Origin of the sequence: Flavobacterium adiutor, assembly GCF_048282555.1 — a bacterium.
GTDB lineage: Bacteria > Bacteroidota > Bacteroidia > Flavobacteriales > Flavobacteriaceae > Flavobacterium.
Genome location: NZ_CP182487.1, coordinates 353,752 through 366,849 on the forward strand (window position 1 = coordinate 353,752; position 13,098 = coordinate 366,849).

General features: G+C 33.7%; 12 protein-coding genes. 3 read left to right on the forward strand and 9 right to left on the reverse strand.

Annotated elements, in window-relative coordinates:
- Window positions 1-4: 4 nt before the first annotated feature.
- From ACNC7R_RS01440 to ACNC7R_RS01480, 9 genes are all read right to left on the reverse strand, one after another.
- Complete coding sequence (locus ACNC7R_RS01440; RefSeq protein WP_417939216.1) at window positions 5-751, reverse strand: tetratricopeptide repeat protein; 747 nt, start codon at window positions 749-751, stop codon at window positions 5-7.
- 40 nt (window positions 752-791) lie between these two features.
- Window positions 792-2,540, reverse strand: coding sequence for a BatD family protein (locus ACNC7R_RS01445; protein WP_417939217.1), 1,749 nt, complete (start codon window positions 2,538-2,540; stop codon window positions 792-794).
- 149 nt (window positions 2,541-2,689) lie between these two features.
- A complete protein-coding gene (locus ACNC7R_RS01450; RefSeq protein ID WP_417939218.1) occupies window positions 2,690-3,466 on the reverse strand; it encodes a tetratricopeptide repeat protein in 777 nt (258 codons plus the stop codon).
- A gap of 41 nt (window positions 3,467-3,507) precedes the next feature.
- Window positions 3,508-4,542 carry a vWA domain-containing protein gene (locus ACNC7R_RS01455; protein WP_417939219.1) on the reverse strand — a complete coding sequence of 345 codons (1,035 nt, stop codon included), beginning with the start codon at window positions 4,540-4,542 and terminating at the stop codon, window positions 3,508-3,510.
- A 134-nt stretch (window positions 4,543-4,676) separates the two neighbouring features.
- A complete protein-coding gene (locus ACNC7R_RS01460) occupies window positions 4,677-5,678 on the reverse strand; it encodes a vWA domain-containing protein (RefSeq protein WP_417939220.1) in 1,002 nt (333 codons plus the stop codon).
- The gene (locus ACNC7R_RS01465; RefSeq protein WP_417939221.1) at window positions 5,678-7,309 is read right to left on the reverse strand and encodes a hypothetical protein; all 1,632 of its coding nucleotides are present in this window, start codon (window positions 7,307-7,309) and stop codon (window positions 5,678-5,680) included. Before ACNC7R_RS01465 ends, ACNC7R_RS01460 begins: the two co-directional genes overlap by 1 nt.
- 63 nt (window positions 7,310-7,372) lie before the next feature.
- Window positions 7,373-7,729 carry a four helix bundle protein gene (locus ACNC7R_RS01470; RefSeq protein WP_417939222.1) on the reverse strand — a complete coding sequence of 119 codons (357 nt, stop codon included), beginning with the start codon at window positions 7,727-7,729 and terminating at the stop codon, window positions 7,373-7,375.
- Window positions 7,730-7,791: 62 nt separating this feature from the next.
- Window positions 7,792-8,655 carry a DUF58 domain-containing protein gene (locus ACNC7R_RS01475; RefSeq protein ID WP_417939223.1) on the reverse strand — a complete coding sequence of 288 codons (864 nt, stop codon included), beginning with the start codon at window positions 8,653-8,655 and terminating at the stop codon, window positions 7,792-7,794.
- 80 nt (window positions 8,656-8,735) lie between these two features.
- Complete coding sequence (locus tag ACNC7R_RS01480) at window positions 8,736-9,740, reverse strand: AAA family ATPase (RefSeq protein WP_008465328.1); 1,005 nt, start codon at window positions 9,738-9,740, stop codon at window positions 8,736-8,738.
- Window positions 9,741-9,963: 223 nt separating this feature from the next.
- Between ACNC7R_RS01480 and ACNC7R_RS01485 the strand changes: the two genes are divergently transcribed.
- From ACNC7R_RS01485 to ACNC7R_RS01495, 3 genes are all read left to right on the forward strand, one after another.
- Window positions 9,964-10,836, forward strand: coding sequence for an aldo/keto reductase (locus ACNC7R_RS01485; RefSeq protein ID WP_417939225.1), 873 nt, complete (start codon window positions 9,964-9,966; stop codon window positions 10,834-10,836).
- Window positions 10,837-10,966: 130 nt separating this feature from the next.
- Entirely contained in the window at window positions 10,967-11,722 is a 756-nt protein-coding gene (locus ACNC7R_RS01490) for an SDR family NAD(P)-dependent oxidoreductase (protein WP_417939227.1), read from the forward strand.
- A gap of 195 nt (window positions 11,723-11,917) precedes the next feature.
- Window positions 11,918-13,057, forward strand: coding sequence for an ATP-binding protein (locus ACNC7R_RS01495; RefSeq protein ID WP_417939228.1), 1,140 nt, complete (start codon window positions 11,918-11,920; stop codon window positions 13,055-13,057).
- Window positions 13,058-13,098: the final 41 nt, after the last annotated feature.

Below are 13,098 nucleotides of genomic sequence, written 5' to 3' on the forward strand. Positions count from 1 at the left end.
TTTTCTATTTTACTTCTTTTATAGCAGAAGCATCAATCCACCCTTCGGTGCCATCTGTCAATTCAATTTTTTTCCAGTTTTCAAGAGACTCAGTTACATAAACTTTTGCGCCTTCGTGTAATAAGAAAATGCTCGATGATGCTTTTTGAGGTTCACTTCTTACTTCTGTCATTTCGGCAAAAACGATTGCAGGACGATCATTATTATAATGATCTTTTTCAGTTATTCCTGCTGAAACACTTAATAATAAGGCAAACAATAAAATGAACATTCCGATAAAATAGATTCTTTTGGAAAGTGTAAGCTGAGAAAAATAGTAGCCAATAAAACTAAGCAAAAAAGCAAATGCAATTCCTACCGAAATCCAGGCCCAGGTATTGTAATTAAAAATACCTGTAAAATTCTGAATTAGTTTGGCAAAACCAACCTTTGGTACTTCTTTAATTTCGTCAATAGTCAGTTTTTTGGCAAATTTCAGGTTGTTTAAAGTTTCAGCATCGTGTGGTTTAAGGACAAGAGCTTTTTCGTAATTATAAATAGAAAGCGCTACTTTGTTGAGTTTGTAATAACAATTCCCTAAGTTAAAATACAATTCGGCAGAATGTTGTTTGTCTTCCTTAATAATGCTTTCATACGTCTGTGCAGCCTCCTGATATTTTCCCTTTTGATATAAGGCATTTGCTTTTTCAAAACTGCCCTGAGCAAAGAAAATCTGCGTGATTAGTAAAAAGAGATATACTATATTTTTCATTTTCTGTAAATTTTAACCTTCGTAAACTTTGACGTTAGGTTTAAACAATTTGTTTTTCTAATTCCGAAATAATCAAAACAGCTTTATCATAATCCTGCTGAATTGATGCGCTTGATGCCGGGGCATAACGTGCAAATTCGCAATTTTCGGTCAGATTAATAAAGCTCTGAACAGTTTCCGTATTCGCATTTCTGGATAATAGTAATTCACGTATATTGTCTTTGCTCATTTCTGAAGTTTCGATATGCAGTTTAGCTTTCAGGAAATTATGCATTGCTTTTTCCAGTGCGATATAAAATGGCTCTTTATTGTTAAGCTGTTTTTTTGCTTCAGATAGATATTTCTTCGCAAGCTTATTGTTCATCTTAATTCTATTACCGGTAACATCACGATCGATTGCCTCTTTTTTCTTTTTGGCAATTACAATAATTGGTAAAATAACAAAAGGCAGTAATAATAAACTGTAATATAAATCAGAGCCGTGAAAATCATCTTTTGCAGTCGAAACTAAAACCGTTTTTGGTTTAATATATTTAAATTGCTCTGATTTTGTAATCACATTTTTAGATGTATGTGATGCAACTGATTCAGCCTGAACCGGACCATCTAAAACATCAATCATAATTTCAGGAGAAGTTATCGTTTTATAGCTTCCGGAATTCAAATCAAAATATGAGAATTCCATTGGTTTTATAGCATACTTTCCTTTAAATTGAGGTATGATAGTATACTTGTCCGAAATTTTACCGGACATTCCTGCAAGTGATGTATTTACTTTTTCGTCATGAACCGGATCATACATTTCTAACGCATTCGGTACAACAGGTTTTGGTAAAGTAAATAATTTCATGTTTCCTTTTCCGCTCGCACTAACTACCAAATCAAGGCTTTCTCCACTTTTTAAGGTAGTTTTTGAAGGGATAACGTTAAAATCAAATTTACCTACAGCTCCGGTAAAACCAATAGGTTTATTTGCCTCAGGCAGTGCTCTTACATTAATTGTTTTCGCTCCGGCTGAAACGATTTTGTTTGCGTCATCCAGCATCATCTGACCAAACATGTTCCGGCCTCTTGGTACCTGAATTCCTATGTCTAAAGAAAGCGGTTCAATAGTAAGTTTTCCTGATTTTTGAGGGTATAAAATTGTTTTTTTAAGGACTACAAAGTAAGAGCGTTCACCTTTGTACATTCCCTCTTCAATTTGAAGCTGTTTGATGTCAATATTTTGATTCCAAAAGTCTTTGTATTTGGGTTTGGCCAGTTCTTTAAATCCTGTTACACCAATACCATTAAAATATAATTTATAAACCACTGTAATTGGTTCATTGATATAAGGATTTGTTTTGGAAATTTCTGCTATAAGATTCAAAATTTCATTTCCTCCTGCCTGATGCGGCTGCTGATATCCAGGATCTCTTTCTTGTGGAACTGCATTGGTAACGGTTATTTTTATGGGAGATGTTTTATAAATCTGCCCATTATATTCAATTGAGGCCTGTTTGATAGTAAATGTACCTTTTTGATTTGGAAGTAAAAAATAAGAATAAATTTTCTGAAATGAACTTCTTCCATTTATCCAGGACTGGCTTATCTGCTGGCTTGGTCCCCCTACAATCCTGAAACCTTCAAAAGAAGGCTGGTCAAAGTTATCCCCATCAACATTCATGATAAAGTCAATACGAAGTCTTTCGTTAACTCCAAGTGTATTCTTGCTTACTCTGGCTTCAAACTGAACCTGAGCCATAAGTCCCTGAAAAGTGAATAGTAATAGAATTAAATATCTTTTCATTACTTGTTTAATCAATTTTTGTTTGTTGTTAGTAGTTTATAGTTTCTGGTTATCTTTTAAAAGTTTATTCTTTTAATTTAGACGAAATGGTAAACTGTTTTTAAGAATAATATTAAATCAGAAAAACAATAAACCAAAAACATAATATTCTACCAGTCTTTTTCTGCTTTTTTAGGATTTCCTTTTACTTTTTGGGCATTAACTTTATCCTGAATTTTCTTTTCTTCATTATTCACCGCATCTAATAAATTCTGGACACGATCTTTTGAAATTCCTCCCGGCATAGGTTTTGGCTGTCCGTTATTGTTTGACTTATCCTCTTTTTTTGGATCGTTTTTACCGTCTTTTTTATCTTTGTCCTTATCGCCTTTGTCGTTTTTTTTCTGATCGTCTTTGCCGTCTTTTTTATCTTTATCCTTATTGTCGCCGTCCTTTTTCTGATCGTCTTTTTTATCGTCCTTTTTATCCTTATTGTCCTTATTCTTGTCGTTTTTCGGAGGGTTCTCTTTTAATTTTTGTTTGGCTAAGGCATAATTGTAACGGGTTTCATCATCAGTAGGGTCGTTACGCAATGCATTTTTATAAGCTTCAACAGCCTGAGTATAATCTTTCTCTTTCATAAAAACATTTCCTAAATTATGGAAAGCTTTGTGTTTCTCAGATCTGGTTTTGGCATTTTTAATAGCATTCGCATACGCAAATTTTGCTTCTGATGCCTGATTTTGTTTGTAAATTGTATTTCCTAAATTATAAGAAGCTGTAGCTTTTTTAGGGAATTTTGATTGTGAAATTCTGTAATTTGCCTCTGCATCAACAAATTTATTCTGTTTATATTCTTCATTGGCTTCAGGCAATGTTTTGTCTTTTTCCTGAGCAGAAACTGCCAAAGAAAAGGTTAGTAAAATATAAAGAAGTAAATTTTTCATTCTGTATTTTTATTTTTTTGTTCCCAATTTATCAGGAACAATTATTTCTTTTCGTTAAATAAATTCAACTCGTTTATCCAGTTTGTTTTTCTTTCCAATAGAAAGATATCCAGAAATAATAGTAAAAAGGCAAAACCTAAAAACCATTGAAATTGCGATTGAAACTCTGCCATTTGTGTTGCTTCAAACTCGGTTTTCTGAATATTATTCAAGGCATTTTTTACATATTCCAGTACTTCTTTTGTACTTCCTCCATAAACATATCCGCCTTTGGTTGCTTTTGCAATTGCTCTTAAGCCTTCCTGATTTAGTTTTGTAATAACTGTTTCACCATTTTGGTCTTTCTGGTAACTTCTGATTACACCATTTTCCTTCAACGGAATTGTTGCGCCTTTTTCTGTTCCAATACCAATGGTGATGATTTTCATTCCAATTTTATTAGCCTCCTCTGCGGCCGTTTCAGCTCCTTCTGAATGGTCTTCACCATCAGAAATAAGGATTAAAAGTTTGCTGGTTTTGCTTTTTTCATCAAAATAAGTTGCTGATAATTTAATGGCTTCATCAAGCGAAGTCCCTTGTGATGACACCATTCCGGGATTCATACCTTGAAGAAACATTTTAGCAACACCGTAATCTGTTGTAATTGGTAAAACAGGGAAAGCACTTCCGGCATAAGCTACAATTCCGATTCTGTCGCTGCCCAAATTGTTAATAATCTGAGAAACCAATTGTTTACTTTTTTCTAAACGGCTCGGTGCGACATCCTCAGCCAGCATACTTTTTGAAACGTCAACAGCAAAAACAATATCAATTCCTTCACGTTTTACAGTTTCCATTTTGGTTCCGATCTTTGGATTAACAAGCCCAATAATCAGAAAGGTTAATGCAAAAAGAAACAATATTAGCTTTAAGACCGGTTTAAAAACAGAATGTTCCGGGCTTAATTTTTTTACCATTTCCAAATCACCAAATTCACGCTGTTTCTTTCTTTTCCAATATAGATTAAAAAGGAAAATACATACCACAATCGGGATGAGAAATAATAGATATAAATATTTTTTTTCGTCTAGTTCCATAAATATTTTTAAAATTCCAATCTCAATAATTATTGAGATAAATTCCAAATTCCAATTTTATTGTTTTCTAAAAACTCCAGATTCCAATTTGTTATTTAGAATTTTATTATTGTAAATTTTTTAATTTTTCAAAATTAAATGAAGCTTCTGTAAACGGTGTTTCTTAAACCTACTTCCAGTAACAATAATAGTCCTGATAACAACACAAAAAATCTGTATTTTTCATCGTAATCGTAGAATTTTAACTCCTGAATTTCAGTAGTTTCTAATTTGTTTATTGAGTTGTATATTTCAGCCAGTTTATCATTACTGGTGGCTCTAAAATAGGTACCATCCGTTTTTTTGGCGATACCTTTCAGTAGCTGTTCATCAATTTCTACTTTTTGCATTTTGAACAAGAAACCACCATTTGGAGCATATGCATATGGAAATTCAGCCATTCCGTTAGTTCCTATTCCAATTGTATATACTTTTATACCGTATTGTTTTGCAATGTCAGAGGCTGTTTCCGGCTCAATGAATCCTGCATTATTTACACCATCAGTAAGCAAAATAATGACCCTGCTTTTCGCTTTGCTGTCTTTAAGTCGGTTTACGGCTGTTGCAAGACCCATTCCAATTCCGGTACCGTCTTGTAATACATTATCGTATTTGATTTCCTTAATAGCTTCTAAAATAATGGCTTTATCACTCGTTACAGGAGTTTTAGTGTACGCTTCAGAGGCATATAAAACAAGTCCGATTCTGTCGTTTGGTCTTTCGTTAACAAAATCTGCCGCCACTCTTTTTAAAGCTTCCATACGGTTCGGCTTTAAATCTTTTGCAAGCATACTTCCCGAAACGTCAATTGCCATTACAATATCAATTCCTTTCGTTGTTTTAGTTTCGTTGCTGATGTCAACAGTTCTCGGTCTTGCTAAAGCCACAATCAGAGAACACAGAGCGATAATCCTGAAAACATACAAACAAGGTTTTAATTTTGTTAATAGTGATTCGCTGTTTTTAAAACCCTGAGTTGAACTCATTTTTAAAGTAGCCGATTGCTGATTTCGTTTCCAGAAAAACCATCCTATTGCAATTGGGATTAATAAAAACAGCCAAAAAAATTCCGGATTTAAAAAAGTTATTTTTTCCATTAGTTGCTTGCTCTTTTAAGTTCAACAGAATTTAAAATTCTATCCGAAATATCATTAGCATACGTATCTCCTTCTTCATGGAATATAGCAATTTGCTGTAATCCGCCATCTTGTTTAAACATCAGGACTTCGTAGTAAAGTTTAGCGCTTGTTTTCAGGTTTTCATTAATAAGGGTAAAAGTTCCGTAGCCTTTTATTCCAGTAATGCCTTCTTTCGTTTCAAAATCTTCTTGCTTTGTGATCATATTTCTGGCACCCTGAGCTTCGATTATTTTTAAATTGCCTTCAAGTGCTTTTGTCAAGTCAATGTCTGTAGGATTCTTAAATTTAGCTGTAGAAACCGTTATATAAAAATTATCCATTAAACTTCCGTAGCCAAAAAGCTGCATTTCCTTTATAAGAGCCATAGTCTCTTTCGGCAATACTTTTTGAGTATCAAGTCGGTGTAAAACCCTTGGTGTTTCAACTAAAACACCCGGATTACCATACTCGCTTTTTATCCATTCGCCTTCTAGTAATTCTTTAGTAGGGTGTCCAATTATATTATCTTTTACATAATTAAAACCTTTAGTAACAATGAAATAAGTGGTGGTTGCAGTAAGTAAAAAAACTACAGTTGCAGCAGCAATTGCAATACGTTTATTTCTTTTTTTCTTTAACTGAAGCTGAATTTGTTTTTGTTTTTGGGCTTCGTTTAATAATTGATCTTCTTCCTCAACAGGAACTTCTGTAGGGATAGCATTATCCAACGTCAAAATTGCTTTCTGAATTTTATTTCTGTCTTCCGTAATTTCGAACTCTAATGGTTTTGATTTTGCAAATTTTACCAAATCGGCCTGTCTTAAAACACGTTCCAGATTTTCAACAGTTTCGGGAGTCAGGCTCATTTTCTTTTTGGCAGAAGCCGTTTTGAGGGCCTGAATTAATTCAGAAGTGGTGCTTTCCATTGCTGGAATCTGAATTGCCTCTTCAATATAATTACGGGCAATATCAGTCAGTTCACTATAATATTCTTTTACTTCGCCTTTTTGCCAGAGTTCTTTTTTCTCAAGATTGTTTAATAAGCTTGTGGCTTTTTCAATAGGAGTTTTATAAACTTCCTCTTCAATTTTTTTCTTTTGGTGTTTTTTCATGTACCAATAAACAAAAACACCAATTCCTATAATCAGAACTATAATCAAAAGATAAATCCACCAGTCTCCAATGCCATTTTCAACAGTTGAGATATCTTTAATATCATACATTTTTTGCTGTAAAGTATCTACTTTCACACTGGCTACTTCAACTGAAACCGGATCACTTAAATGAGGCTTTTTATCAATCAGAATCTTAACTGGCGGAATAACATATCTTCCGGAATCAAATTGTGTCAAGCCATATTTTTTGATAAGCTCATAAGTGCCGTCTTTTTTAACAGTGTCAATTGGGTACGATTGAATTACTTCTAATGGGCCAATGTTTTTTAGAGCAGGAAATACAACTTTAGTTTTTGAACTTACGATCGTTTTAAGTGTTAACTTAAACTCTGCGCCAATTTTATTTTTTGTAGTATCAATACTGGTTTCGACTTGTTTTTGAGCAAAAACAGTTGAGGAAAGTAAAAATAGAAATATGTAAAATTTTAATTTCATTTGATTAACGATTGTAGATTTTAGATTAACGATTTTAGATTTAATCCAAAACAACTGTCTTATTTATGAATTATTTTTTGATGTTTTTATACTGGAAACAAAAATTGAAATCAGTTCGTTAACTTCAGTTTTTGCTTTTGATATATTTTCTAATTCTGATGATAAATTTGCTTTTTCAATTATTTTCAAACACACAAAAGTTTCTCTCAGTTCTTTTAAACAAATTCCCATTTTATGAATAAAATCTCTTTTGCTTTCTGCGCTTTGAGCTTCTCCATAATTTAATGCTGGCGAAGTTCCCGAACGAATTATTTGACCTGATAAATGATTTCCCGCATAATTTTTTTCAAATTTACTCGCCACGATTATGATTGTAGCTGCAAAATCAATCAATCTATTTTCTAATTCCTGTTTATTCATTCAATTTTTTTAAATCTTACAAGATCTGAAATCAAAATTCGTTAATCACCAATCTAAAATCATTATCTCGATTTGAAATACCCCAGTAATTTAGTTACGTAATTTTCGTCAACTCTTGTGTTTACGACACCGGCTCCGGATTTACTGAAAATTTCCTTAAAGTAGCTGACACGTTCGTGATAGTGTTTTTCATAATTCATCCGAACCTTTTTAGAACCTGTATCTACGAGCTGAATTTTTCCGGTTTCGGCATCAAGCATCGTTACCATTCCTAAATTCGGAATTTTTTCTTCACGGATATCGTAAACACGTACACCGGTAATATCATGTTTTTTAGAAGCAATTTTTAAAGTGTGCTCATAATTGTCAGACATAAAATCTGAGATCATAAAAACAATTGCTTTCTTTTTTTGTGTTCCGGAAAGAAACTTTAAAGCTTGGGCGATATCTGTTTTTTGGCTTTTAGGTTCAAATTCGATCAATTCACGAATAATTCTCAAAACATGTGAACGCCCCTTTTTTGGTGGAATGTATAATTCAACATTATCAGAAAATAATATCAAACCAATTTTATCGTTATTTTGTGTAGCCGAAAAAGCCATAGTTGCCGCTATTTCAGTTACAATATCTTTTTTAAACTGACTTTTTGAACCAAAACCTTCAGAACCCGAAATGTCTACCATTAAAACCATAGTCAGCTCGCGTTCTTCTTCAAAAACTTTTACGTGGGCTTCGTTATATCGTGCGGTTACATTCCAATCGATGTTACGAATATCATCGCCATATTGGTATTGGCGTACCTCGCTAAAAGTCATCCCGCGCCCTTTAAATGAAGAATGGTATTCTCCCGAAAAGATGTGATTGCTCAGTCTTTTGGTTTTGATTTCTATTTTCCGTACTTTTTTTAAAAGCTCTTTTGTATCCATTTGATTTGTTTAAAGTTTAAAAGTTTCAAGTTTCAAGTTTGCTTTACAACAACCTGAAACTTGAAACATTAAACAAATTTTTAAGGTACTTCAATCTCGTTTACGATTTTGTTGATAATGTCTACAGAAGTAATATTTTCGGCTTCGGCTTCATACGTTATCCCAACTCTATGACGCAGAACATCATGTACTACAGCACGAACATCCTCAGGGATCACATATCCACGTCGTTTGATGAAAGCGTAACATTTTGCTGCATTGGCTAAATTGATACTTCCACGTGGTGAAGCTCCAAAACTGATCAGCGGTTTTAAGTCGGCTAGTTTGTATTTTTCTGGGTAACGCGTAGCGAAAATAATATCAAGAATATATTTCTCAATTTTTTCATCCATGTACACTTCACGAACCGCTTCCTGGGCACGTAAAATTTGATCTACAGAGACTACAGGATTTACTTTTTCAAAACTTCCTTTTAAGTTCTGACGGATTACAAAACGCTCTTCGTCGATTTTTGGATAATCGATAACAGTTTTCAGCATGAAACGGTCAACTTGTGCTTCAGGAAGCGCATAAGTTCCTTCCTGTTCAACAGGATTTTGAGTTGCTAAAACTAAAAACGGACGGTCTAATTTGAAAGTTGAATCACCAATTGTAACTTGTTTTTCCTGCATTGCTTCAAGAAGTGCAGACTGTACTTTTGCAGGAGCACGGTTAATCTCATCAGCAAGTACGAAATTAGCAAAAATCGGCCCTTTTTTAATAGAGAATTCGTTTGCTTTGATGTTGTAAATCATGGTTCCGATAACATCGGCAGGTAATAAATCCGGAGTAAACTGGATACGGCTGAAAGAACCCTGAACTGCTTGTGACAAAGTATTAATCGCTAAAGTTTTTGCTAAACCAGGAACACCTTCCAGCAAAATATGCCCTTGTCCTAAGAGACCGATTAATAAACGCTCGACCATGTGTTTCTGGCCCACAATAACTTTGTTCATTTCCATTGTAAGAAGGTCTATAAAAGCACTTTCTCTCTCAATTTTTTCATTTATCGCTCTAATGTCTAAAGTCGTTGTATTTTCTTCCATATAAATATTTTTAAAAACCTTTTAAAACTCTTGATTTTTATGCCTGATTTTTGAGAGTGCAAATTGAATATTTTTTAAGAAGTAAGATGTTAAAGAATGGTTAAAACTTCGACCAAAACCCTAATTTTAAGGACGAATTGTGAATCTATTTTTATATTTTTAAGAACTTTGATGATTATGCTATAAACGGGCATCATTATTACTAAAAATAACAGAACAAAACATGAGCAAAACTTTATTATCGCCTGTAATTTCAGGTATTAGGAATTGGGGAGCCTGGGATAAAAATCTTACTTTAAAAGAAATGGAAAGCATGATACAGCTCTGTATCGAAAATAAAATTACCACTTTTGACCACTCCGATATTTATGGAGATTACACCACCGAAGCAGATTTTGGAAAAGCACTTTATGACAGTAAAATTTCTCGTGAAAAGTTTCAGCTAATTACCAAATGCGGCATTCAGATGGTTACCGAAAACCGAAATAATAAAATCAGGCATTATGAGCACTCTAAAGAATATATAATCTGGTCTGCAGAAGAATCTTTGAAAAAATTAAAAACAGATTATATCGATGTTTTTTTACTGCAAAGACCAAGTCCGTTAATGCAGGCAGATGAAATTGCGGAAGCGGTTGAAAAACTAAAATCAGAAGGGAAAATCATTGATTTTGGAGTTGGGAATTTCAGCAACTCACAAGTGGAGTTAATTCGTCAGAAAACAGATGTTAGTTATCATTCCGTACAATTCTCAGCTACAAATTTTGAGCCAATGACAGATGGTACTTTTGATTATGCACAAATGCACAGAATCCGTCCTTTGGCATGGAATCCGCTTGGGACTGTTTTTAGGGAAGATAGTCAACAAACGCGACGCCTGAAGAAATTGCTTTCGACATTAGTAGAAAAATATCATTTAGGATCTGATACACTTTTATTAGCATGGATTTTAAAACATCCGGCAAAAGTGATTCCTGTGGCAGGAACTGTAAATGTCGCCAGAATTCAGTCATTGATGAAAGCAGTAGAACTTGAAATGGATAAAGAAGACTGGTTTGCAATATGGACTGAAAGCAGGGGAGAAGAGCTGCTTTAAAAGTAATAAATTGTAAAAACAAAAGAAGTAAAATTGCCTTAAGCGAAAAATATTTGCACAAATTAAAATTGATTTGATTTTTCAATAAATTAAAGTTGTTTAATTTATAGCAAAACATATAATAATCACGATGAAAAAAACAGTTTTAATTACCGGTGCTACAAGCGGAATTGGGAAGGCAACAGCTCAGATTTTTGCCAGAAATCATTATAAACTTATCATTTGCGGAAGACGTAAAGAGCGACTAAGCGAACTCGAAAAAGAACTTTCAGAATATACGGAAGTACATTCATTGTCTTTTGACGTAAGGGAAAAAAAAACTGTTTTTGATAGTATAAAGTCATTACCGGAATATTTTTCAAAAATTGACGTTTTAATCAATAACGCAGGAAATGCACACGGATTAGATCCAATTCAGCATGGTGATATTGATGATTGGGATGCCATGATTGATATCAATGTTAAGGGACTTTTATATGTTTCTAAAGCGATTATTCCACAAATGATTGAAAGAGAATCAGGACATATCATCAACATAGGTTCAACAGCCGGGAAAGAGGTTTATCCAAATGGGAATGTATACTGCGGATCAAAACACGCTGTTGATGCCATTACCCAGGGAATGCGGATAGATTTGAACACACATAAAATTAAAGTAAGCGGAATCCATCCGGGTTTGGTTGAAACAGAATTTAGCGAAGTGCGTTTTAAAGGGGATTCAGAAAGAGCTTCAAATGTTTACAAAGGTTTTGATCCTCTGAAAGCAGAGGATATAGCAGATATTATTCATTTTGTGGTTTCAAGACCTTACCATGTAAATATTGCCGATTTGATTGTGATGCCGGCAGCGCAGGCCACTTCAACAATTGTTAAGAAAAATATTTAGAAGATTTTTTAACACATAGAAACATAGTTTTGCTTTATCTTAAAGGCATTTCATTTGCATCAATTCACATAGCTATGGGTATTTAGAAAAAGTGAAACGCCTTTTTATAAGTTGTAATAATCGATGATTCTATGTGTTTAAAAATAAAAATTTGTGAAAATTAGTGCAATTTGTGGCAAAAAATAATCAGCGAAAATGATCAATAAACGCCTTTTAATAAAAAACCTGCTTGCTCATAATGATGAGAGCAGTTTTTATGATAAAAAAAGGCAGCTGAATTTGCATTCACGTGAAGGAAAAGGAAAGTTTCTTAAACATATCTGCGCTTTGTCAAATTCAAATCCTGCCAATAATTCTTATATCGTTGTTGGTGTTGAAGATCATGATAACGAAATTGTGGGTGATGATTTCTTTGATGATAGCCGGATCCAGAATCTGGTCAATGCTTTTCTGGAAAATCCGCCTAAAATCCAGTATGAAAATGTGCCTTTCCCCAATCTTCCAAAAGATAAGGTGATTGGACTGGTTACGATTAAGCCCAAAAGCCAGATTTCATCTTTCAAAAAAGGAATTCATACTATTCCTGTCAATAGTATTTTTATTAGGCGGGGAAGCAATTCGGTTCCGGTAGAGGGTGAAATCGAAAAAAATTATCAGAATACCGAAACAGTTATCGGAATCGAAAATAGCTCACGAAACAGTATCCAGTATACACTTGACGGAGTATTCGATTTTATGAATTTCAGGCATAAAGATATGTCACCAAAATATCGTGTTTTTAAAGAATTGTTTGTGATCTGCTGGGCCGGTGTGCCCAAAAAATCCAGAGATAAAACCTTTCTTTCGCGAGTAGATATTGAATTGATAAATGAACAGATCAAGCTTTTTTATTCAGCCCAGGATGTTGTTACAATTGTTTTTGATGATGATACTTTTACCATAACCGAATATGTTCCTCTGGGTTTAAACGACAAAACCAGTTATTATCCACTAGAAAAGCAAACCATACATTTTTTTGATAACGGTTATTATAAGATAGACCGTCAAATGCTTTTTCAGCCTCCGGAATTCAATAAACGAATGCTTTTTCATATTTATAATTCGAATATTGCATTGCTTCAAAAACTGCAAAATGGTTTTGCTTTGTCAGAGCGTGAATTAAAAGATTTAGAAAACCTCCCTTCTACTTTTATGATTTGTTATCTGAACGGTTTTGACGAGGCCAAACAAAAACTCATAGATGCCAAATTACTTTTAAAACCCTTTGGACAGGTGTATCTGTATTTTAAGGAATCGTTACGGGTTTTACGTAAAATGAAATACGATGTTCAGTAATTTCTCTACAGATATTTCCAGCTATAATCTGATATGACTTT